The organism is Halomonas ramblicola (assembly GCF_030409215.1).
Taxonomy (GTDB): domain Bacteria; phylum Pseudomonadota; class Gammaproteobacteria; order Pseudomonadales; family Halomonadaceae; genus Halomonas; species Halomonas ramblicola.
Genome location: NZ_JAUFPL010000001.1, coordinates 13,614 through 35,290 on the forward strand (window position 1 = coordinate 13,614; position 21,677 = coordinate 35,290).

The following is a 21,677-nucleotide window of genomic DNA, read 5'->3' on the forward strand; positions in this document are numbered from 1 at the left end:
TCAGGCGACCTCCTCGATCGAATCAGGGTGTTTCAGCAGGCTCGCGAAGCGCTCTCGCGGGCCGTCGGTGTCGAGGTAGCAGCCCTGCAGGTGGCGATGCCCCTCGTGGGTATCGTAGCGGGTGCGCCCGTGCAGCACGCGGCTGTTGTCGAACATCATCAGCTCGCCGGCGCCCAGGGCGAAGCGCACCTCGTAGGCCGGGTCCGAGAACAGCTCCCCGAGCCGCTGGCGGGCGCGATGGAACAGCCGCGTCTGGGCATCGGGGAGCAGCGGCAGGGCGTCCAGGCGCGGGCTGTAATGGACCCCGGTCGGATGACCATCGTCGTCGGTCTGGATCATGGTGCGGTGGGTGACCAGCTCGGTCCCGGCGTCGACGAAGCGGAAACGCACCGGAGTGGTCTTGAGCAGCGCGTAGCCCTCGGGGGTCTCGTGGCGCAGCCGCTCGAGCACCTTGAGGCTGTCGACCAGCGTCGAGAGCCCGCCGGAGGTCTCGTTGACCAGGCAGTGCAGCAACTGGATGCCCGGTACCGGGTTGCGGTAGGGGTTGTCGGTGTGCGGGCCGAGCGCCACGCTGCGATAGGCCAGGTCGTTGCCGCTCGGCCGCGAGTAGACCTCGAAGTAGCGGCCGAAGTTGGTCTCCTTGACGTAGCCATAGTGGCCGCCGACCTGGAGGATGCGTTCGGGGTCGGTGGGCACGCCGTAGAGCACGAGATAACCGTAACGCAGATAGGCATCCAGCGAGGCGCGGAAGTACGCCGGCTCCTCGAGCACCCGCCGCCAGTCGAAGCGCACTCGCTGCCGATCCAGGCTGGCGTCCCAGGGCTCGGCCGCGGGGAAGATCGTGGTGTCGCCCAGCTCGTCGGCCAGCACGCGGAGGTCAAAGGTCTCGCGATGGCCATCGCTGAACGCGAGCGCCACATGGTGCTCGTCGATCCGGGTCGCGCGTTCGAGCGTCAGCGCCGCGTCGAGGGCGTGGGAATCGAACAGGCGCTGCCGGGTCATCGGCTCCAGCTGGTCGGGCGCCTGGGTCCGTTCACGCAACCACAGTGGGCTGATCTCCCGTGACTGCTCCCCGTCGTCGAGGACGATCGACGGGGGCTGCTCGTGAACGACGAACGCAGGGCGGGTGAACATCTCGGGCTTCCTCGTGTGGCTTGGGTCATCACGCTGGCGATTGCTGGCATGGTGACGGGCGAGCCGCCGCACGAGTAGGGCCGGCGCCTTATCCCCCGGCATGCAATTTTCTTATGGCTCCGTGTGTTTCCCGTCCGCTCGGCGCCGCCTTCCCGGCGCCGAGGCACAAGCCGCCGCTGGATATCGTCTAGTCTCGGCCGCGCAACTCGGCCAGCGCCCGGGCCAGACTGGCGTGGCCCAGCTCGCGCATCGCCACGATATTGCGTTCCGGAATCCGCTCCGGGTCGGGATAGTGCGCTAGCGCCCGCTCCAGCCCCGCCTCGCGCAGCAGGTGCCATATCGGGAAGGGCGAGCGGTTGGTGAAGTTGGCGGGATCGTCCGGCTCGGCGTCCGCGAAGACGTAGTCCGGGTGGAAGCTGGCCAGCTGGTAGGTGCCTTCAAAGCCCTGCTCCGCCAGCAGCGCCTCGGCGACGGCCAGCAGGTCCAGGTAGTCGTCGAAGTCCTCGAGGCCCTCGGTGAGCACCAGCAGGGTGGTCTCCACCGTCGGCGTCGCGTCCAGGTGGCGGCACTCATCGAACAGCGCCAGCAGCGCCGCCTGGCGGTCGCGGGCCGGCACCGCCACGTAGCGGATGCCGTCGCGGGCCAGCTCGCGGCCGGCGAAGGGGCAGACGTCGCGGGCGACGACGAAGGTCTCCACCCAGGCACGGGTGGCGGCGAGGGGATCGGGGGAGAGGGGCATGGTCGCCTCGTGCGGGAACGGGAGCGCCAGTATAGCCCAGCGGCGCCGCTCCCTACCCGCCACGCCGGGAGGCCAGGCGATCCGCCAGCCGGGTCGGCTCCGGCAGCTTGGTGCGCCCCAGGCAGCGGATGACCCACGCGAGCGCCGTGGGCAGCGACAGCCGATGCCCCGGCGAGACGTACACCGGCTTCACCCCGCTGCGCGAGCGCAGCACCGCGCCGATCGTCTCGTCCTCCGGGCCGTCGGTGAGCGGTGCCCAGTCGCCCCGCTCGGGCCCCGGCTCCTCGTGGCGACCGCACAGCCGCGACTTGGCCACGCCGATGGTCGGCAGGTCGAGCCACAGCCCCAGGTGGCTGGCCACGCCGATCCGTCGCGGATGGGCGATGCCCTGGCCATCCACCATCACCAGCTCCGGTCGGGTCGCCAGCGTCGCGAAGGCGCCCAGTGCCGCCGGCACCTCGCGGAACGACAAGAGCCCCGGCACATAGGGCATGCGCGTCGGCTCGCGATGCACCGCCTGCTCGACCACCTCGAACTCCCCCGCCCCTCCCGGGGGCCAGGCCAATACCACCACCGCCGCCCGGGTGATCTCGCCATCCTGCTCGAAACCGATGTCCACCCCGGCGATATGGCGCACCGGCGCCAGGCGATCGGCCCGCTCGACCTGGCCGGCTAGGCACCGCTGCAGGGCGATGGCCTCGACCGGGGCCAGGTTCCAGTCGTGCAAGGGGGTGGTCGGCATGGGGGCTCCCTGATTCGTCGGCATCGCTCGGGTTAGACTACGGCTTTTGCCGTCCGAGGGAACAGCGGGGAGCCGATGCTGAGACTGATCCACACCGCCGACTGGCACCTGGGCCAGAGCTTCCACGGCCAGGAGCGCCACACCGAGCACCGCGCCTTCCTCGACTGGCTGGTCGACACCCTGGAGGAGCGCCGGGCCGACGCCCTGCTGGTGGCCGGCGACGTCTTCGACGTGGTCAATCCCTCGCTGCAGGCGCAGGCGCTGCTCTACGACTTCATCGTCAGTGCCCACGAGCGCCTGCCCCGGCTCGACATCGTGCTGATCGCCGGCAACCACGACAGCGGCAACCGCATCGAGCTGCCGGCGCCGCTGATGCGCCGCCTGCGCACCCACGCCCTGGGCCGGGTGAGCTGGCGGGACGACGGCCGGCTCGACGCCGAGCGCCTGCTGGTGCCGCTCACCGATGCCGCCGGCGAGACCCGCGCCTGGTGCCTGGCGCTGCCCTTCCTGCGCCCCGCCGAGGTGACCGGCGCCGCCCAGGCCGAGGGTGATGCACCGAACGACTATGTCGCCGGCATCGGCCGCGTCCACGCGCAGCTGATCGCGGCCGCCCGCGAGCGGCGCGCGCCCGGCCAGGCGCTGGTGGCCATGAGCCACGCCCACCTGCATGGCGCGGCGGTCTCCGAGGCCAGCGAGCGGCCCATCGTGATCGGCGGTGAGGAGTCGATCTCCGCCGCGCTGTTCCCGCCGGAGATCGCCTATGTGGCGCTCGGCCACCTGCACCGCGCCCAGCGGGTCGGCGAGGACCGCATCCGCTACAGCGGCAGCCCCCTGCCGCTGGACTTCAGCGAGGTCGACTATCCGCACCAGGTGGTGGAGGTCACCCTCGACGGCGAGGAGTTGGCCGCGGCGGAGGCCATTCCCGCGCCGCGCCCGGTGGCCATGCACCGTATCGGCCCCGCTCCCCTCGACGCGGTGCTGGCCGAACTCGAGGCGCTGGAGGACGACCCCGCCCTGCCCCATCAGGATCGGGAGCTTCCTAGAGAGCGCTGGCCCTGGCTGGAGGTGCGCGTCGAACTCGAGGCGCCGCTTCCCGACCTGCGCGCCCGGGTCGATGCGGCGCTGGCCGGCAAGGCGCTGCGCCTGCTGCGCCTGGAACGCCGCCTGCCCCGGGTCGAGGGCGAGGAAGCCCCGGCGCGGGTCGACCTGGAGACGCTGGGCCCGCGCAAGCTCTTCGCGCTCACCTGGCAACGGCGCTGGGGCGAGCCGCCCGACGACGAGGTGCTGGCCGACTTCGACCGGCTGCGCCAGGACGCGCTGGATGACCAGGACGCCGATGCCGGGGAGGCCCGCCCATGAGGATCCTCGCCCTGCGCCTGGAGAACCTGGCCTCCCTGCCCGGGCCCCTGGAGCTCGACTTCACCGCGGCCCCGCTCGCCGATGCCGGCCTCTTCGCCATCACCGGCCCCACCGGCGCCGGCAAGAGCACCCTGCTCGATGCGCTGTGCCTGGCGCTCTACGGCGGCACGCCGCGGCTGCGCCAGGCCCCCGGCCGCGAGGCCCCGCTGCCCGACGTGGGCGACGCCACCCTCAATACCGCCGACCCGCGCACCCTGCTGCGCCGCGGCACCGCCGCCGGCCATGCCGAGGTGGACTTCCTGGGCCGCGACGGCCGCCGCTACCGCGCCCGCTGGGCCGTGCGCCGCGCCAGGGACAGGGTCGGCGGCAAGCTGCAGAAGGCCGAGCAGTCGCTGCGCGACCTCGACGCCGACCGCCTGCTCACCACCCAGAAGCGCGAGTTCGACCGCCTGCTGCCGGAGCGCCTGGGCCTGACCTTCGACCAGTTCACCCGCGCCGTGCTGCTGGCCCAGAGCGAGTTCGCCGCCTTCCTGCAGGCCGACGACAACGAACGCAGCGACCTGCTGGAGCGCCTGACCGGCACCGCCGAGTACTCGGCGATCTCCATGGCCGCCTACCGCCGCGCCCAGGCGGCGAAGCAAGCGGTCGATGCCCGGGAGGCCAGGCTCGCCGACGACCTGCCCGCCGAGCCCGAGGCCCGTGCCGAACTGGAGCGCCACGCCGCGGCGGCCCAGGGCGAACTGGACGCCATCCAGCGGCAGGCCGCACGGCTGGAGACCCGGCAGCGCTGGCACGACACCGATACCCGGCTGCGCGACGCCCTCGCCGAGGGCCGCCGACATCAGCGGCAGGCCGAGGCGCGCTGGCAGGCGCTGGCCGCCGCCCGCGCCGACCGCGAGTGGCGCCGCCTGCTCGCCCCCCAGCGCCATCGTCTGAGCCGCCGGGCCGAGCTGCCCGGCGAGCTCGCCGCCCTCGAGGCGACCCATGCCGAGACGCAGCGGGCGCTGGAGGAGGCCGAGGCCACCCAGCAGCAGGCCCGCCAGGACCACGACCGGGCCGAGCTGGCACTGACCGAGGCCAGCGACGCCCGCCGCCAGGCCGACCCCGCCCTGGGCGAGGCCCGCGAACAGGCCCAGCGACTCGCCACCCTGGAGAAGCAGCTCGCCGACCTGGAGGCGAGCCATCGCCGGCAGCGAAAGCAGGCCGATGCCCTCGCCGCGGAACACCGCGAGGCCGAGCAGGCGCAGAAGGCCCTCCGGCAACGGTTTGACGACTTGCAGGCCACCCTGCGCCGCCTGCTGAGCGATCACCCGCGCCTGGATGACGCCCGCCGGGCCACCCAGCAGGCCCACGACGGCGCCGCCGAACGCCACCTGGCACTGGGCGAGCTGGCCAGTCGCTGGCAGGAGTTCGGGCGTGCCGCGGACGCCCATCGCCGGCTGGTCAGGCAGGTGGCAGCGGATCAGGCGCGCCGGGATCGGCTGCTGAACGACGGTCAGGTCGCCCGCCGGCGTCTGGACGCGGCCCAGGCCCACCTCGACAGCGTCGCCTCCCTGATCGAGCGCAGCCGCGCCGTGCGCAGCGAAAGCGTGACGCGGCTGCGCGAGGCCCTGCAGGAGGGCGAGCCCTGCCCGGTCTGCGGCGGGCTCGACCACCCCTACCGCCAGCGGCCGCCGGCCACGCCGGAGGCCGCCCAGCTCGCCGCCCAGGAAGCGGAGGAGGCCCGCCAGCTCGAGGCGGCCCAGGACGCCCGCGACGCGGCCCAGACGCAGCGCGACCAGTTGTTCGGCGAGTATCACGGCCTGCAGGCCACCCTCGAGCGACGCGGTCAGGAACAGGACGAGGCCGAACGGCGCCTGAACGCCGCCCGATCCGCCCTGGAGGCGCACCCGCTGCATGCCGAACTCGCCGCCGTCGGCGAGGCCGAGCGCGACGCCTGGCTGCAGGCCCAGCGCGATGAGAGCGAGGCGCGTCGCGAGCGGCAACGCCAGACCCTCGACGACCTGGCCCGGGCCGAGGCCGAGCTGGCCCCGCTGGAGGAATCCCTGCGCCAGGGGGAGCTGGCGCTCACCCGCCTGGCAACCGAGAAGGCCGGCATCGGCCGAGGGCTCGCCGAGCTGGACGAACAGCTACCGCCGATGCGGCAGCGGCGTGACGCCCTCGCCCGCGAACTCACCGCCCGGCTCGGCGAACACGCCTCGCCGGACGCCTGGCAGCGGCACCTCGACGCCCGCCAGGAGCGCGCCCGCCAGGCGCGGGATGCGGCGCTGGCCAAGCTGCACGACGCCCAGCAGGCGCAGCAACGCCTCGCCCAGCAGGCGCAGTACGAGCGCGACCGGCTCACCGCGCTGGCCGAGGAGCGCGCCACCCTGGAGAGCGAACTGGCCGACTGGCGCCGCGCCCACCCCGAGCTGGATGACGCCACCCTGGAGCGGCTGCTGGCCCAGTCCGACGAGGAGGCCCGGCACCAGGAACGGGAGCTGGACGACGCCGACCAGGCGCGCCAGCAGGCCGCCGCCACTTTCGCCGAGCGTCGCCAGGCGCTGCTCGCCCATCGCCGCGACCAGGGGCTGGCCGAGGACGACGCGGCCTTGCTCGGCGAGGCCCTGGATGCCGAGATCGCCCGCCGCCGGGAGGCCCTGGCCGACGAACGCGAGGCGCTCGCCCCGCAGCTCGAGCGGGCCCAGGCGCACCGCGACGAGACCCTGCATGCCCTGCGCGACGACGACCGCCGCCGCGCGCGCCAACGGGAGAGCCGGGCCGAGCTGGAGGCGGCCCGCGCCGAATACCGCCGCTGGGGCCGCATCAGCGAGCTGATCGGCGCCGCCGACGGCAAGACGTTCCGGCGCATCGCCCAGGCCTACAACCTGGAGCAGCTGCTGGAACATGCCAACGTCCACCTGGCCGGGCTCAGCCGCCGCTACCGCCTGGTGCGCGGCGGCAGCGAACTCGGCCTGCTGGTGGTGGATCACGACATGGGCGACGAACGCCGCTCGGTGCACTCCCTCTCCGGCGGCGAGACCTTCCTGGTCTCCCTGGCGCTGGCCCTGGGGCTGGCCTCCATGGCCTCGGGGGAACTGGTGATCGAGTCGCTGTTCATCGACGAGGGCTTCGGCAGCCTGGATCCCCAGTCGCTGGCCCTGGCCATGGAGGCCCTCGACGGCCTGCAGGCCCTGGGCCGCCGCGTGGGGGTGATCTCCCACGTCCAGGAGATGCACGAACGCATCCCGGTGCAGATCCAGGTGGAACCGCTGGGCAACGGCACCAGCCGGGCACGGCTGGTCACGGTCTGAGGCGAGCTCCGCCCCTGACGGCCCCCCATACGAGATCACCCCGGCCGAGGCCGGGGTGAGAAGCGACCCGGCGCCGGGCCCCTGGGTGGGGCCCGCACGCCTTTTAGCCCGGGTCAGGCGAGGTCGAAGCGGTCGGCGTTCATCACCTTGTTCCAGGCCGCCACGAAGTCCTTCACGAACTTCTCCGGCGCATCGTCCTGGGCATAGACTTCGGAGATGGCGCGCAGCTGGGAGTTGGCGCCGAAGACCAGATCGACCCGGGTGGCGGGCCATTTGACCTCGCCCGTCTTGCGGTCGCGGATCTCGAACTCCTCCTCGCCCGAGGTGGCCTTCCACTCGTTGTCCATGTCCACCAGGTTGACGAAGAAGTCGTTCGTCAAGGTGCCGGGACGGTCGGTGAAGACCCCGTGCGGCTTGCCGTCCACGTTGGCATCCAGCGCCCGCATGCCGCCGAGGAGCACCGTCATTTCGGGTGCGGTGAGTTTCAGCAGTTGGGCCTTGTTCAGCAGCATTTCCTCGGGCGGTACCGTGTAGCGAGCCTTGGTGTAGTTGCGGAAGCCATCGGCCTCGGGTTCGAGGTAGTCGAATGATTCCGCGTCCGTCTGCGCCTCCGTGGCGTCGGTACGGCCGGGGGCGAAGGGCACCTCGATGTCGTGGCCGGCATCCTTGGCGGCCTTCTCGATCGCCGCGGCGCCGCCGAGCACGATCAGGTCCGCCAGGGAGACCTTCTTGTTGCCGGACTGGGCGTTGTTGAAGGCCTGCTGGATGTCCGCCAACTTGCCCAGCACCTTCTGAAGCTGCGTGGGCTCGTTGGCCGGCCAGTCCTTCTGCGGAGCCAGGCGGATGCGCGCACCGTTGGCGCCACCGCGCATGTCGGAGCCGCGGAAGGTGGAGGCCGCGCCCCAGGCGGTCTTGACCAGCTCGGCGGTGGACAGGCCGGAGCCCAGCAGCTTGCGCTTGAGCTCGGCGATGTCCTGGGCGTCGACCAGCTCGTGGTCCACGGGCGGCACCGGGTCCTGCCAGATCAGGTCCTCGTCCGGCACTTCCGGCCCCAGGTAGCGGGCCTTGGGCCCCAGGTCACGATGCAGCAGCTTGAACCAGGCGCGGGTGAAGGCGTCCGCGAACTCTTCCGGGTTGTTGTGGAAGTGCTCGGAGATCTTGCGGAACCCCGGGTCCTCCTTCATGGAGAGGTCGGTGGTGAGCATCATCGGCGGCACCTTGGTGGACGGGTCGTGCGCCATGACCACCTTGTCCTCTTCCCGGACGTTCTTCGGCTTCCACTGGTGCTTGTCGCCCGGGCCCTTCTCGAGCTCCCACTCATAGCGGAACAGCAGGTCGAAATAGGTCATGTCCCACTGCGTGGGCGTGGGCGTCCACGCGCCCTCCAGGCCACTGGTGATGGTGTCGTCACCCATGCCGGTGCCGTGCCGGCTCTTCCAGCCCAGGCCCATCAATTCCATGGGAGCCGCTTCTGGCTCGGCGCCCAGGTTGGAATCCGGGGCGGCACCGTGGACCTTGCCGAAGGTGTGGCCGCCGGCGATGAGTGCGACGGTTTCGTAGTCGTCCATGGCCATACGGCCGAAGGTGTCCCGGATATCACCGGCGGCCTTGATCGGGTCGGGCTCGCCGTCCGGCCCTTCCGGATTGACGTAGATGAGGCCCATCTGGACGTTGGCCAGCGGCTTTTCCAGCTCCCGCTCACCCGAGTAACGGCTCTCGGGCTTGTCACTGGTGGCCAGCCACTCCTTTTCCGCCCCCCAGTAGATGTCCTCTTCCGGGGCGTAGATATCTTCGCGGCCACAGGCGAAGCCGAAGGTCTTGAGTCCCATGGACTCGTAGGCCACGTTGCCGGCCATGATCAACAGGTCGGCCCAGGAGATCCTGTTGCCGTACTTCTGCTTGATCGGCCACAGCAGCCGGCGGGCCTTGTCCAGGTTGCCGTTGTCGGGCCAGCTGTTGATGGGGGCAAAACGCTGGTTGCCGGTGTTGCCGCCACCGCGGCCGTCGCCGATCCGGTAGGTGCCCGCGGCGTGCCAGCTCATGCGGATGAACAGCGGCCCGTAGTGGCCGTAGTCCGCCGGCCACCACTCCTTCGAGTCGTTCATCAAGTCCTTGAGGTCCTGCTTCAGGGCCTCGTAGTCGAGCTTCTTGAACTCCTCGCGGTAGTCGAAATCCCGGCCCAGCGGATTGGATTCGGGGGTGTGCTGGTGGAGGATCCGCAGGTTGAGCTGATTCGGCCACCAGTCCTCGTTCACTGCGCCCCGGCCGTGCAGGGCGGTCTGGGCGCCGTGCATGACCGGGCATTTGCCTGCGGTGTTGCTAACATTCTGGACCATCTCGCTCTCCTTGAGGGCTGATCGTTGCTCATGGCTGCTGCGTGGATGGAACTCGTCCCCCTCCGGTGGGCTCCGCTTTCACAACTCGTACAATGGTCAGAGCGGCTGACGGGAGTCAACTCGCCGGTGGTCATGCTGCGAAGCGGCCGTGGCATTCCTTGCCCGCCATCAACATAAGACAAGGTATAGCAATTCCGCGCCATGGATGGATTTGATTTACCACACCAAGGCAATAGCTTGCCTTTATGTGGAAGGAGGCGACATGCATATCGGCATCCTGACACTGCGCATCTCGCTGCCCGGCTGTCGCTCCCTCAAGGAGAAGCGCCAGCGCATGGGCGGCCTGCATGAACGCTTCGGCCGCCACCCGGCGGTGGCGGTCTGCGAAAGCAGCGATCATGACCGGCTGGAGGCCAGCGAATGGACCTTCGTGGTGACCGCGACCTCGGCGCAGAAGGTCGAGTCCCTGTGCAGCGAGATCGAGGACAAGCTGCAGCGCACCGTGGACGGGCGGGTGCTGGAGGCGACACGGGAGCTGCTGTAGCGCCCCGGCCCGACGGCCGGCGCTCATCGGGCCTGCCTATACCCGATGCGGATGCAGCCACTGCCTGAGCTGGGGCCCCGACATCAGGCCCGCCTGGCGCGCCACTTCCTGGCCGCCACGGAACACCACCAGGGTGGGAATGCTGCGAATCGCGAAGCGGCCGGCCAGCGCCCGCTCGGCCTCGGTATCCAGCTTGGCGAAACGCAGGCGCGGCGCCAGCTCCCGCGCCGCCTCGGCGAAGACCGGCGCCATCGCCTTGCAGGGCCCGCACCAGCTCGCCCAGAAGTCCACCACCACCGGCAGGGTGCTGCGCTCCACCAGGGCCGGGAAGTTGGCCGCGGTCAGCACCAGCGGCTCACGGGTGAACAGGGGCTTGTGGCACTTTCCGCAACGCGGCACATCGTCCAGCCGCGCCTGACTGACGCGATTGATCGTCAGGCAGTGTGGGCAGCCGAGGGTATAGGCATCGCTCATGGCAGCTTCCGCAGATGTCATTGCAGCGAATATGGCGGAAAAACGCCGTAGCGTACAGTGGGCCACGACGATTCGCTCCGCCCAAGCGGCAGGCGCCATCAGCGCAGATAGCGCGAGAAGGCAAGCTTTCATCGTCCTGATCCCCGGGATGGGTAAAAACTGCGGACCATGCATGGCTGAACCATACTGGACAGGCGCCTGTTTCGTGAATATAGCGGGCCATTCGACCCATCCGATCGATCGAGGTGTTTCGACATAGGGGTCGCTCGCGACGCTCGGGCGAGTCCGACAAGCGCCTTCCGTGAATGATGATCAAGGGACGCTGGATACGAGTGTGGTGGCTGGTCATGGCGGTGTTGCTGCCGGTGGTGCTGGCGGGCGGCTACTGGCAGATGTTCCACATGCCGGGCAGCAGCTACCGGGGCACACCGCCGCCCCTGGATGCCCGGGGCGAGGCGCTGCGCGGGCGGTTGCAGACGCACGTACGCGCGCTGGCGGAAGGGGTCGGTGAGCGTCATGTCTGGCGCCCCGAGGCGCTGCGGGCGGCCGCCGACTACATCGAGCGGGCCTTTCGCGACGCCGGCCTGGCGCCGCGGCGCCTGCCGGTGCCTCGCGGCGACCAGGTGTTCCACAATCTCGAGGTGCGGCTGCCGGGCAGCGGGGCAACGGACGAGATCCTGGTGGTCGGCGCCCATTACGACACCGTGCGCGGTACGCCCGGGGCCGACGACAACGCCTCCGGCGTGGCGGTGCTGCTGGAGCTGGCGCGGCTCCTGCAGGGGACCGAGCACGAGCGGGAGATTCGCCTGGTCGCCTTCGTCAACGAGGAGGCGCCGCACTTCGGCAGCGACGCCATGGGCAGCCTGACCTATGCTCGCGAGGCCCGGGCGCGGGGCGAGGCCATCGTCGGCATGCTCTCGCTGGAGATGCTCGGCCACTATACCGACGCGCCCGGCAGCCAGGCGTATCCGCCGCTGCTCGACCTCGTCTACCCCGACCGCGGCAACTTCGTGGCCTGCGTCGGCAACCTGCGTTCACGACGCCTGGTGCGCCGGGTGACGGGCGCCTTTCGTCGGCATGCCGAGATCCCCTCGGAAGGGCTGGCCGCCCCGGAGTTGCTGCGCGATATCTTCCGCTCCGACCACTGGGCGTTCTGGGAAATGGGCTACCCGGCGATGATGCTCACCGACACCGCCGATTTCCGCAATCCGCACTACCATGGCCCAGGCGACACCTGGGACACGCTCGACTACGCGAGCATGGCGCGGCTGACCCCGGCACTGGCCAAGACGCTGGCGCAGCTGGGGCGCTGAGATAAGGTGCTTCGCAGATCACCGTGAAAGGGTGATGGCGTGGGATCAGACACCACCTCGCGCTCTGAAGAGCGCTCCCACGACGAGGCACAGCTGGGTATCGAAGGTAAGGGGCCTGCCCCCGATTGGCTGTCCCGGATGGCCGAACTCGCCTAGGGTATAGGGAAAGCCAGGCAACCGGGATAATGGCCGACGGAGCGCCGATGAGACGTCTGTTGTTCCTTGGCGCGACACTGATCCTGGCAGGCGTGGTCGCGGTGGCCCTGCGTCAACCGGCACCGTCTACTGCGCCGGCCATGGGCCAGGAGAGCGCGACGGCGGAGCTCCGGTCGCGCCGCGGGGCGCTGGTGGATCAGGTCGTGTTCACCCGCGAGGACGAGCCGGGCCGGGTCACGGGCCTGATCGAGGCAGGCACTCATCAGGTCTTCACCCAGGGCATCTCCAATCCCGGTATCTTCCGCCGGCTGCGCGATTCCCTCGCCACCGGCTACGACCTCTCCTACGGCACCTCCAGCGAGCTGACCCTGAACCCGGCCGGGCCGGAGCTGGCCGACGGCACCCTCAATCCCTTCCATGTGCCGGCCATTCGCGAGGCGCTCAACCGCCTGGTGGATCGCGACTATATCGCCCAGGAACTCTATGGGGGCCTGGCCGAGCCGCGTTTCCTGCCGCTCTCCACCGCCTTTCCCGACTATGCACGCCTGGCCGCCGTGGCCCGCGAGCTGGAGCTGCGCTACGCCCATGACCCCGACGCCGCCCGCGAGGCGATCCACCGCGAGATGGCGGCGCTCGGGGCGCGTCTCCGCGAGGGCGTGTGGCACTACGAAAACGAGCCGGTGCGCCTGATCGTGCTGATCCGCACCGAGGACCAACGCCGCCAGGTCGGCGACTACGCCGCCAACCTGCTGCAGGAGCTGGGCTTCGTCGTCGAGCGCCGCTATCGCACCGCCGAGGAGGCCTCGCGCATCTGGATCGCCACGGACCCCAGGGCCGGGCGGTGGCACCTCTATACCGGCGGCTGGATCAGCATCGTCATCCAGCGCGATCAGGCGGAGGTCTTCAGCTTCTACTACACCCCCCGCGGACGTGCCGAACCCCTGTGGCAGGCCTACGAGCCGGCCCCGGAATTCGACGAGCTCGCCGACCGCCTGCAGCGCCGTGACTACCGGAACTGGGAGGAGCGCCAGGCGATGATGGCGCGGGCGCTGGAACTGGCCATGCAGGATTCGTCGCGGATCTGGCTGGTCGACCAGCTCAACGCCTCGGCGCGGGCCGCCGACGTGGAGGTGGCCGTCGATCTCGCCGGCGGGCTCGCCGGCTCGGCGCTATGGCCCTACACCCTGCGCTATGCCGACCGGGTGGGCGGACGCATGGTGTTCGGCACGCCGGGGCTGTTGACCGAGCCGTGGAACCCGGTGTCGGGCAGCAACTGGATCTTCGACCAGATGATCATGCGCGCGACCCAGGACCCGGTGGCGCTGCCCGACCCCTTCACCGGGCTCTACCGTCCCCAGCGCATCGAGCGTGCCGCGGTGACCGTGCAGGAAGACGTGACAATCGGGCGCACCCTCGACTGGTTGAGCGTCTCGACGGCGGAGGAGATCGTCGTGCCGGAAGCGGCCTGGATCGACTGGGACGGCGAGGCGGGGCGCTTCGTCAGCGTCGGCGAGGCGCACGACGCGCCCGTCACCGCCCGCACCCGGGTCCGGGTGCGCTACGACGAGGAGCTGTTCGCGCAGCGCTGGCACGACGGCTCGCCGCTGTCGCTGGCCGACTTCGTGCTGCCATGGATCCTGGCCTTCGAACGGGCCGACGAGGCGAGCCGGCTCTACGACCCGGCCTACCTGCCCACCTTCGAGGTCTTCCAGCGCCACTTCCGCGGCTGGCACATCGTCTCCCGCGACCCGCTGGTCATCGAGGTCTACAGCGACCAGATCTTTCCCGACGCCGAGACCCTGGTGGCCAACCGCGCGCCCGCGCCGCAGCCGTGGCACGCCCTGGCCCTGGGGATCTTCGCCGAGCGCCAGGGGGAGCTGGCGTTCTCCTCCAACAAGGCGGACCGACGGCGGGTGGACTGGATGAGCCTGGTGGCCGGGCCCAGCGTGCCGATCCTCGCGCGCCATCTCGCGCGGGCCCGCGAGCGCACTGCGTCACCCTTCCCCGGCGTGTTCGACGAGCTGCTCGAGGAAGACGAGATCGCCGCCCGCTATCGGGCGCTCGCCGACTGGCATGCGCAGCGCGGGCATTTCTGGATCGGCAACGGCCCCTTCCTGCTCGATTCGGTGCACCCCGTGGCGGGCAGCCTGGTGCTCGAGCGCTTCCGAGACTTCCCCGACCCGGCCGACAAGTGGCTGGGCTTCGCCCGTCCCGCGATTCCGGAACTCGACCTCGACGGTCCCCTGGTCACGGCGCTCGGCACGACAGACGAGGGCGACGCGGCGACGTTTCGCCTGGCGGTGACCCTCGAGGGCGAGCCCTACCCGCCGGCGGCGATCGATCGGGTGCAGTTCCTGCTCTTCGACGGCCGCGGGACCCTGGTCGAGCGCGGCGCGGCCGAGCCGCGCGACGACGGGCATTGGCGGATCGCCCCGTCGCCGGCGGCGCTCGCCGGCCTGGGCGTCGGCGCCAACCGCCTGGAGGTCGCCGTGACCAGCCACCGCGTGGCCCTGCCGGCCTTCGCCTCCCACGTCTTCGCCACGGTGCCGCCGGGCGGCACGGAGGCATCGCCATGAGAGCCCGGCAGGCAGCGGCCGTCACCGAGCCCTCCGCCCGCCGCGGCGGGTGGCGCGACCTGCGCCGCCTGCTGCTCTACACGGTCAAGCGGCTGCTGGCGCTGTTCGTCACCGTGCTGGTCGGGGTCTACCTGACCATCCTCATCGCCAACATGGGGGGCCAGGTGGACGAGCTGCGCCGCGTGCAGATCCGCAGCGAAGCCGCCGAGGCCGTGCGGGCCGACCCCGCCTTCCAGGACATGCCCGCCGAGGAGCGCAATGCCCTGATCGAACGGCAGGTGGCGCTCGAGGTGGAGCGGCTGCGCCTCGACGAGCCCTTCCTGGTGCGCAGCGTCGACTACCTGCAGCAGGCGCTGCGCCTCGACCTGGGGCGTGCCGAGCAGATGCACAGCGACCGGGGGTCCCGCGACGTCTACGACATCATCGTCGAGCGCCTGCCGGCGACCCTGCTGCTGTTCGGCACCGCCAACCTGCTGGTCTTCTTCGTCTCGGTGTTCGTGGCGCTGTTCCTGTCGCGGCGCTACGGCAGCGCGCTGGACCGCAGCGTGGTCGCCCTGGCCCCGACCTCGGCGGCGCCGGGCTGGTTCTACGGCATCTTCCTGATCCTGGTCTTCGCCTTCGTGGCGCCGCTGCTGCCCGCCGGCGGCATGGTGGCCGTACCGCCCCCGGAAGACGGCTGGGCCTACGGCGCCAGTGTGGTGCGCCACATGCTGCTGCCGGTGGCGGCCATGTTCCTGTCGCAGATCTTCATCTCCATCTACTCCTGGCGCACCTTCTTCCTGATCCACTCCAGCGAGGACTACGTGGAGATGGCCCGCGCCAAGGGGCTGCCGTCGCAGCTCATCGAGCGGCGCTACATCCTGCGCCCGACCCTGTCGCCGATCGTCACCAGCTTCCTGCTGATGCTGATCGGGCTGTGGAGCGGCGCCATCATCCTCGAGCAGGTGTTCAACTGGCCGGGGCTCGGCTCGCTGCTCTTCCAGGCCATCGGCTACCGCGACACCCCGGTGATCATCGGCGGCGTGGTGATCTTCGCCTACCTGCTGGCCGCGACGGTGTTCCTGCTCGACATCCTCTACGCGCTGCTCGACCCGCGGGTGCGCCTGGAAGGAGGACAGCGATGAGCGGCGCACGCTGGCGGGAGGGGTGGCGGGAACTGCGCCGCTACCCCTCCGCGCTGCTGGGGCTCGCGATCATCGCCGCGCTGGTGGCGCTGGCGCTCTACACGCCGATCGCCATCCCCTACGGCGAGGCGCTGGCCAAGTGGCGCGGCAGCGAGGCCTGGCAGGGCAACCCCGTCAATGCGGCCCCGCTGTGGCTCGACCGCCTCACCGGCGGCGAGGCGCCGCGCACCCTGGTCGTCGCAAGCGAGACGGCGCCGGTCGAGGAACGCGCCTTCGCGGGCGGGCGCCGCCTGCGGATCCCGCTCGCCTTCGACTTCGATGCCGGCGATTTTCCCAGCGAACTGAACCTCTTCCTGCACGCCCCGGGCCATGAGCAGCCGCCCTTCGCGCGGCTGAGCTGGCAGACGCCCGACGGGCGCGAGTTGGCGCTGGGCGGGTATCGCATCGGCGCGCGGGAGCGCATCTCGCTGTCCCAGGACCGGGCGCTGGAGCGTCGCCTGGGCGGGCTGGTGCCGCACATCGGGCTGCTGGCCGAGCCGGGCACGGCGGAGGGTCCCGACGCCGAGCCGCGGGTGCTGCCCGGCCGCTATACGCTGCTGCTCGACGTGCTGGTCTTCGACGAGGAAGCGGCCTTCGACGCCGAGCTGGTACTCTACGGCCGGGTGCACGGCATCGCCGGCACCGACCACCAGCGCCGTGATCTCAGCCTGGCGCTGATGTGGGGCACGCCGGTGGCGCTCGCCTTCGGCCTGCTGGCGGCCGTGGGCACCACCGTCACCACCCTGGTGATCGCCGCGGTGGGGGTGTGGTATCGCGGCTGGGTCGACGCCACCATCCAGCGGCTCACCGAGGTCAACATGATCCTGCCGATCCTGCCCATCCTGGTGATGGTCGGCACCCTCTACTCGACCAGCATCTGGCTGATGCTCGGCGTGGTGGTGGTGCTGGGCATCTTCAGCGCCGGCATCAAGATGTACCGGGCGATGCTGCTGCCGATCCGCGAGGCGCCCTACATCGAGGCGGCCCAGGCCTACGGGGCGAGCAATGGGCGCATCGTGCTGCGCTACCTGATCCCGCGCATCCTGCCGGTGTTGATCCCCACCTTCGTTACCCTGATTCCCACCTTCGTGTTCCTGGAGGCGTCGCTGGCGGTGCTGGGCCTGGGCGACCCGCTGCTGCCCACCTGGGGCAAGGTGCTCAACGATGCCCAGTCCCAGAGCGCGCTCTACAACGGCTACTACTACTGGGTGGTGTCGCCGGCGGTGCTGCTGATGCTGACCGGGCTGGGCTTCGCCATGCTCGGCTTCGCGCTGGACCGTGTCTTCAACCCGCGGCTGAGGAGCCTGTGATGCGCGACCGGACGCTGCTGCGCGTGGAGGCGCTGGAGCTGCACTACCAGACGCGGCGGGGGGCGGTGCATGCCGTCGACGGCGTGAGCTTCGACCTGTGCCAGGGCGAGGCGCTGGTGGTGCTCGGCGAATCCGGCTGCGGCAAGAGCTCGCTGGCCAAGGCGCTGATGCGCCTGCTGCCGCGCAACGTCCACCACACGGCGGGGCGGGTCACCCTGGACGGCATCGACATCATGACGCTGCCCGACGAGCGCTTCCGCCGCGAGGTGCAGTGGTCGCGCATGGCGCTGGTGATGCAGGCCTCGATGAACGCCCTCAATCCGGTGGTGCGGGTCGGCGAGCAGGTCGCCGAGCCGTTGCGGGTGCTGCGCGGCTGGCCCCGGGGGAAGGCCCTGGCGAGGGCCGCGGAGGTGTTCGAGCTGGTGGGGGTGTCCACGGACTTCCTGGCCCGCTACCCCTTCGAGCTCTCCGGCGGCATGCGCCAGCGCGCCGTGCTGGCCATGGCGCTGGTCGCCGAGCCGGCGCTGGTGATCCTCGACGAGCCCACCTCGGCGCTCGACGTGCTCACCCAGGCGAGCATCATGAACGCCCTGAAGCGGGTCAAGCGCGAGCTGGGCACCAGCTTCATCCTGATCACCCACGACGTGGCCACCTCCAGCGAGCTGGGGGACCGGGTGGCGCTGATGTATGCCGGCCAGTTCGTCGAGGTGGCCGACGCCGCGCGCTTCTTCACCGCCCCGGCGCACCCCTATTCGCAGATGCTGATGGCCAGCGTGCCGCGCCTGCGCCAGCGGGCCCGCCCGGAGGCGATCCCCGGCGAGCCGCCGAGCCTGGCCGCCCCGCCCGGTGGCTGTCGCTACGCCGAACGCTGCCCGTATCGCTTCGCGCGCTGTGCCAAGGACCCGCCGGCCTTCCGGCTCGGCGAACGCCACCGGGCGCGCTGCTGGCTGCACGCCGACGACGCCCCGGCCGGAGGTGGCGCATGAGCTCGCCCGCCGACCTTCAGCCCGAGGATGCCAAGGCGCCGCTGATCGCCGCCCGCGACCTGCACACCTGGTTCGAGCTGCGCCGGTGGGGCTTTCTGCGCGTGGGCGCGGTGCGGGCGGTGGACGGGGTCGAGTTTGCCCTGGCGGCTGGCGAGGCGGTGGCCTTCGTCGGCGAGAGCGGCTGCGGCAAGAGCTCGCTGGCGCGGACCCTGCTCGGGCTGCACCGTCCCACCCGCGGCGAGGTGCGCTTCGCCGGCCGCTCGCTCGGCGACCTCGAGGGGCGCGCGCTCAAGGCGTACCGAGCCGAGGTGGGCTACGTGCAGCAGGATCCCTACGGGGCGCTGCCGCCCTTCCTGGACGTGCGGCGCATCCTCGCCGAGCCGCTGATCGTGCACGGGGTGCGCGACCGGGCCGAGCGTGAGCGGCGCATCCGCGCGGCCCTGGAGGAGGTGCGCCTGTCGCCGGCCGAGGCATACCTCGGCCAGTTCCCGCACATGCTCAGCGGCGGCCAGCAGCAGCGGGTGGTGATCGCCCGGGCGCTGATCCTCGCCCCGCGGCTGCTGATCGCCGACGAGCCGGTCTCGATGCTCGACGCTTCGGTGCGGGTGGAGATCCTCGAACTCCTGCGGCGCATCCAGCGCGAGCGAGGGCTGACCCTGGCCTTCATCACCCATGATCTCTCCACGGTGCGCCACTACGCCGAGCGGATCTTCGTGATGTACGCCGGGCGCGTGGTGGAGAGCGCCCCGGTGGACGACCTGCTCGATCACCCCCAGCACCCCTACACCCAGGCGCTGCTCGCCGCCATCGCCGACCCCGACGCCGCCAACGCCACCCGGCTGCGCGAGGTGCCCGCCGGCGAGCCCCCGAGCCTGCTGCATCCGCCGGCGGCCTGTCGCTTCCACCCGCGCTGCCCCCACTTCATGGCCGGGCTGTGCGACGTCGAGGATCCCCCCGACTTCGAGCCGCGCCGCGACCACCGCTCGGCCTGCTGGCTGCATCGCTGAGCGGAGCTAGCGACTCATGCGTTCGCGGCCGGTGACTATGGAACTGATCACGCGATTAATTTTGAATAGGCACTTATAGGACAAAACACGACGGCCCAACTTTTAGGACGTCGCTAGTTGGCCAGGAGCAGATGTTCAGTGAAAGCTGATATAAAACAGGGGGAATCAGCCGGTCAGGCGTCTCTGCCTTGAGACTGAACATATAGCGTGAGTCCCTCCCGGCGCTGCACCATCAAAAGCTCGCCATCCTCCGGCACATGATCGGGACAATACGCCTTCCATTGTTCCCCGTTGAGCGTTACCAACCCCGTCGCCATGCCGTCTCGAAGTTCGAAGCGGCCCCGAGCTCTGACCCGCTTTCCGATCGCGTCGTTCCTGAGCAGGTCCGGTCGCCGTTCCACATGCCGCTCATTGCTCCAGGCGGCGTACCAATCCGCCGCATAGCAGATGAGCAGGAATGCTGGCAAGAGAATCACGCCGCCCATCTGCAACGCAGGGACTTCTGAGAGCACCAGCGCGGCGGCCGCGCCGAGCACAACGACGAATGGGACGATGTTCAGGAGGAAGCGCATTGCAATGCCACTCCGGCATGGTGACGCTGAACAATGATTAGACTGCATGCCTTCTTGTTGGTTTATCGTGCCTACGCATTCAAGACAATAAACGAGCGCAGATATCGACCATAACCCTATGAACATCCTGAAAATTAAATATGGTTTCCAGCATGATGCGGATGAACGCGCCGCAACATGTTGCGGGAGGTCAGACTTGGGTCGAAATCGACGAAGGGCTGGCCATGGTCCCGGTTCAGGGGCGAGCCTTGCCGGAACGAAGCCTGGGCGCCTGTCCTCATGAATAGGCCGAGGTCACGCCACTGCTACACTTGAGTGGACGTCACAGTCATTGACTCCGTGCTGGGTAAGCCACGATGCAGGAGTGCCAGAACCCGCGTTGGGCGGTGGTTTCGTCTTCGCGTGGCCGGGGAACAGCGCCGGCCATCGCCGGCGCCGTGATCGCGCTGATGCTGGCGATCCTGGCGCCGGTGGCCGAGTCCAGGCAAGACACCGACATCAGCTGGCGTGATGTCCTGGAAGTGGCCTCCGGCGAGGCTCACATGGGCCCCTGGCGCATGAACGAATCGGATTTCCGCTATGTGGACGACGCTTCGGTCGCGTTGCGCGCGGACGGCATGGCAGCGGTCGTCTGGGTCGACCAGGCGCGGCAGAATGTGTTCTTGCAGCGCTACGGCCGCGACGGAGAACCGCAACTCGAGGCTCCCACCAACGTATCGCGCAGCGCCAATACGTTCTCTTGGCTCCCGCGCGTGGTCATGGCCACCGATGAACCGGACAGCGTTTACGTGCTCTGGCAGGAGATCATCTTCTCTGGTGGCACTCACGGGGGCGAGATCCTGTTCGCTCGTTCGCCCAACGGCGGCGAGACGTTCAGCGCGCCGATCAATCTCTCCAACACGCAGAATGGCGCGGGCAAGGGACGACTGACCACCCGGCGCTGGGACAACGGCAGCCTGGATCTAGCGGAAGGGCCCGACGGAGAGCTCTGGGCGGCCTGGACGGAGTATGAAGGCAGGCTGCGGATCAGCCGTTCCCGCGATGGCGGTCACTCCTTCTCGGCGCCGCAGCACATCGCCGGTAGTGGCGATCTCCCCGCTCGCGCGCCGAGTATCGCCGTGGACGGCGACGGACGGATACATCTGGCATGGACCGTCGGCGAGGATCCGGCGGCCGACATTCGCTACACGGTTTCCGACAGCCGGGGCGAGTCGTTCGATCCGCCCCGTACCCTGGACGCGACCGGTGGCCATGCGGACGCGCCGAAACTCGCGGTGGGCGGCGACGGTATCGTGCACCTGGTGTACGCCGAAAGTCCGGATGGCCCCTGGCAACAGGCGCATATTCGCTACACGCGGGCACGCGCCGGCGAACGCTTCCGCGCACCGGAGGACATTTCCAGCGCGCATGCCGAACGGTTCGCCAGCGTCGGATTTCCGTCTCTGGCGGTTTCGGGCGCTGACCTGTATGTGCTCTGGGAGTTGTTCCCCCGTCCGGGCCACCGCTCCCGAGGGCTCGGCATGACGCATTCCACGGACAGTGGTGAGCACTTCGCTGCGCCGGAGATCGTGCCGCACAGCGGGGAGTCGGATCCGGGATTCAATGGCAGCCTGCAGGGGATGTTGATGCGCAAGCTTGCCGTCAACGATGCCGGGGACATTGCCGTGGTAAACAGTACCTTTCAGCCAGGCGAGACGAGTCTGGTACGGTTGATTCGCGGACACCTCGAACGCTGACAGGATGCGACCGGCTCGAGCGCCGGAGTCATCGATCCCCCCCGCCCTGGCTGGCACGCCCAGAGCGAGCCTCGGTGGTCGACCTCAGCTCGTCCGAGTCCTGTCCCGGCGACAGCGTGAAGGTCAGCGGCCAACCATGCCGGTCACAGAGCATGTGGATCTTGGTCGTCAGGCCGCCTCGACTCCGTCCCAGGGCATGGTCTAGGGGTTCTTCCTGTCCCCCATTCATAAGGAGCG

At 70.1% G+C, this 21,677-nt stretch carries 16 protein-coding genes and 1 pseudogene; 10 read left to right on the top strand and 7 right to left on the bottom strand.

Translation table 11 applies throughout. The annotated features are described in order from the left end of the window. The 3 genes from QWY80_RS00065 to nfi all read right to left on the bottom strand — a co-directional run bounded on the left by QWY80_RS00065 (position 1) and on the right by nfi (position 2,615). Entirely contained in the window at positions 1 to 1,134 is a 1,134-nt protein-coding gene (locus tag QWY80_RS00065; protein WP_290228626.1) for a TauD/TfdA family dioxygenase, read from the bottom strand. A 187-nt stretch (positions 1,135 to 1,321) separates the two neighbouring features. Beyond that, entirely contained in the window at positions 1,322 to 1,873 is a 552-nt protein-coding gene (locus QWY80_RS00070) for a DUF1415 domain-containing protein (protein WP_290228627.1), read from the bottom strand. Positions 1,874 to 1,925: 52 nt separating this feature from the next. Next, complete coding sequence (gene nfi, locus QWY80_RS00075) at positions 1,926 to 2,615, bottom strand: deoxyribonuclease V (protein ID WP_290228628.1); 690 nt, start codon at positions 2,613 to 2,615, stop codon at positions 1,926 to 1,928. A gap of 75 nt (positions 2,616 to 2,690) precedes the next feature. Here nfi and QWY80_RS00080 point away from each other — a divergent pair, with 75 nt between their 5' ends. Both QWY80_RS00080 and QWY80_RS00085 read left to right on the top strand, forming a co-directional pair. Next, a complete protein-coding gene (locus tag QWY80_RS00080; protein WP_290228629.1) occupies positions 2,691 to 3,974 on the top strand; it encodes an exonuclease SbcCD subunit D in 1,284 nt (427 codons plus the stop codon). Next, on the top strand, positions 3,971 to 7,267 hold the full coding sequence (locus tag QWY80_RS00085) for an AAA family ATPase (RefSeq protein WP_290228630.1): 3,297 nt from the start codon (positions 3,971 to 3,973) through the stop codon (positions 7,265 to 7,267). The genes QWY80_RS00080 and QWY80_RS00085 overlap by 4 nt, the downstream gene beginning before the upstream one ends. A gap of 113 nt (positions 7,268 to 7,380) precedes the next feature. Here QWY80_RS00085 and katG read toward each other — a convergent pair whose 3' ends face one another. Next, complete coding sequence (gene katG / locus QWY80_RS00090) at positions 7,381 to 9,603, bottom strand: catalase/peroxidase HPI (RefSeq protein ID WP_290228631.1); 2,223 nt, start codon at positions 9,601 to 9,603, stop codon at positions 7,381 to 7,383. A 262-nt stretch (positions 9,604 to 9,865) separates the two neighbouring features. Here katG and QWY80_RS00095 point away from each other — a divergent pair, with 262 nt between their 5' ends. Continuing rightward, positions 9,866 to 10,147, top strand: coding sequence for a DUF503 domain-containing protein (locus QWY80_RS00095; RefSeq protein ID WP_290228632.1), 282 nt, complete (start codon positions 9,866 to 9,868; stop codon positions 10,145 to 10,147). 36 nt (positions 10,148 to 10,183) lie between these two features. Here the strand turns inward: QWY80_RS00095 and trxC are convergent, their stop codons facing one another. Next, entirely contained in the window at positions 10,184 to 10,621 is a 438-nt protein-coding gene (gene trxC, locus QWY80_RS00100) for a thioredoxin TrxC (RefSeq protein ID WP_290228633.1), read from the bottom strand. Between the two features lie 305 nt (positions 10,622 to 10,926). On the opposite strand from trxC, the gene QWY80_RS00105 reads away from it, so the two are divergent. The 6 genes from QWY80_RS00105 (at position 10,927) to QWY80_RS00130 (ending at position 19,132) form a co-directional block, all read left to right on the top strand. Continuing rightward, positions 10,927 to 11,934: a M28 family peptidase gene (locus QWY80_RS00105; RefSeq protein ID WP_290228634.1), complete on the top strand. Its 1,008-nt coding sequence runs from the start codon at positions 10,927 to 10,929 to the stop codon at positions 11,932 to 11,934. A 203-nt stretch (positions 11,935 to 12,137) separates the two neighbouring features. Then, positions 12,138 to 14,666, top strand: a complete 2,529-nt coding sequence (locus tag QWY80_RS00110) for an ABC transporter substrate-binding protein (RefSeq protein ID WP_290228635.1) — start codon at positions 12,138 to 12,140, stop codon at positions 14,664 to 14,666. Further along, positions 14,663 to 15,790 (top strand): ABC transporter permease, encoded by a 1,128-nt coding sequence (locus tag QWY80_RS00115; protein WP_290228636.1) that lies wholly within the window; start codon positions 14,663 to 14,665, stop codon positions 15,788 to 15,790. Before QWY80_RS00110 ends, QWY80_RS00115 begins: the two co-directional genes overlap by 4 nt. Next, positions 15,787 to 17,139, top strand: coding sequence for an ABC transporter permease (locus QWY80_RS00120; protein ID WP_290228637.1), 1,353 nt, complete (start codon positions 15,787 to 15,789; stop codon positions 17,137 to 17,139). Before QWY80_RS00115 ends, QWY80_RS00120 begins: the two co-directional genes overlap by 4 nt. Beyond that, positions 17,139 to 18,125: an ABC transporter ATP-binding protein gene (locus QWY80_RS00125; protein WP_290228638.1), complete on the top strand. Its 987-nt coding sequence runs from the start codon at positions 17,139 to 17,141 to the stop codon at positions 18,123 to 18,125. Before QWY80_RS00120 ends, QWY80_RS00125 begins: the two co-directional genes overlap by 1 nt. Continuing rightward, the gene (locus QWY80_RS00130; RefSeq protein WP_290228639.1) at positions 18,122 to 19,132 is read left to right on the top strand and encodes an ABC transporter ATP-binding protein; all 1,011 of its coding nucleotides are present in this window, start codon (positions 18,122 to 18,124) and stop codon (positions 19,130 to 19,132) included. Before QWY80_RS00125 ends, QWY80_RS00130 begins: the two co-directional genes overlap by 4 nt. 173 nt (positions 19,133 to 19,305) lie before the next feature. Here QWY80_RS00130 and QWY80_RS00135 read toward each other — a convergent pair whose 3' ends face one another. Then, complete coding sequence (locus QWY80_RS00135; RefSeq protein WP_290228640.1) at positions 19,306 to 19,704, bottom strand: NfeD family protein; 399 nt, start codon at positions 19,702 to 19,704, stop codon at positions 19,306 to 19,308. A 356-nt stretch (positions 19,705 to 20,060) separates the two neighbouring features. Here QWY80_RS00135 and QWY80_RS00140 point away from each other — a divergent pair, with 356 nt between their 5' ends. Next, a complete protein-coding gene (locus QWY80_RS00140; protein ID WP_290228641.1) occupies positions 20,061 to 21,440 on the top strand; it encodes a sialidase family protein in 1,380 nt (459 codons plus the stop codon). Positions 21,441 to 21,531: 91 nt separating this feature from the next. On the opposite strand, the pseudogene QWY80_RS00145 reads toward QWY80_RS00140, so the two are convergent. Further along, positions 21,532 to 21,663 (bottom strand): annotated as a pseudogene (locus tag QWY80_RS00145) (IS5/IS1182 family transposase); the annotation flags it as partial. Between the last annotated feature and the right edge of the window lie 14 nt (positions 21,664 to 21,677).

Excerpts from the sequence above, each read along its gene's own strand:
- QWY80_RS00130 (WP_290228639.1), top strand. The coding sequence starts at position 18,122 with ATGAGCTCGCCCGCCGACCTTCAGCCCGAGGATGCCAAGGCGCCGCTG.
- QWY80_RS00110 (WP_290228635.1), top strand. The coding sequence starts at position 12,138 with ATGAGACGTCTGTTGTTCCTTGGCGCGACACTGATCCTGGCAGGCGTG.
- katG (WP_290228631.1), bottom strand. The coding sequence starts at position 9,603 with ATGGTCCAGAATGTTAGCAACACCGCAGGCAAATGCCCGGTCATGCAC.
- trxC (WP_290228633.1), bottom strand. The coding sequence starts at position 10,621 with ATGAGCGATGCCTATACCCTCGGCTGCCCACACTGCCTGACGATCAAT.
- QWY80_RS00095 (WP_290228632.1), top strand. The coding sequence starts at position 9,866 with ATGCATATCGGCATCCTGACACTGCGCATCTCGCTGCCCGGCTGTCGC.
- QWY80_RS00080 (WP_290228629.1), top strand. The coding sequence starts at position 2,691 with ATGCTGAGACTGATCCACACCGCCGACTGGCACCTGGGCCAGAGCTTC.
- QWY80_RS00115 (WP_290228636.1), top strand. The coding sequence starts at position 14,663 with ATGAGAGCCCGGCAGGCAGCGGCCGTCACCGAGCCCTCCGCCCGCCGC.
- QWY80_RS00125 (WP_290228638.1), top strand. The coding sequence starts at position 17,139 with ATGCGCGACCGGACGCTGCTGCGCGTGGAGGCGCTGGAGCTGCACTAC.
- nfi (WP_290228628.1), bottom strand. The coding sequence starts at position 2,615 with ATGCCGACCACCCCCTTGCACGACTGGAACCTGGCCCCGGTCGAGGCC.
- QWY80_RS00140 (WP_290228641.1), top strand. The coding sequence starts at position 20,061 with ATGCAGGAGTGCCAGAACCCGCGTTGGGCGGTGGTTTCGTCTTCGCGT.
- QWY80_RS00085 (WP_290228630.1), top strand. The coding sequence starts at position 3,971 with ATGAGGATCCTCGCCCTGCGCCTGGAGAACCTGGCCTCCCTGCCCGGG.
- QWY80_RS00120 (WP_290228637.1), top strand. The coding sequence starts at position 15,787 with ATGAGCGGCGCACGCTGGCGGGAGGGGTGGCGGGAACTGCGCCGCTAC.
- QWY80_RS00070 (WP_290228627.1), bottom strand. The coding sequence starts at position 1,873 with ATGCCCCTCTCCCCCGATCCCCTCGCCGCCACCCGTGCCTGGGTGGAG.
- QWY80_RS00105 (WP_290228634.1), top strand. The coding sequence starts at position 10,927 with ATGATGATCAAGGGACGCTGGATACGAGTGTGGTGGCTGGTCATGGCG.
- QWY80_RS00135 (WP_290228640.1), bottom strand. The coding sequence starts at position 19,704 with ATGCGCTTCCTCCTGAACATCGTCCCATTCGTCGTTGTGCTCGGCGCG.
- QWY80_RS00065 (WP_290228626.1), bottom strand. The coding sequence starts at position 1,134 with ATGTTCACCCGCCCTGCGTTCGTCGTTCACGAGCAGCCCCCGTCGATC.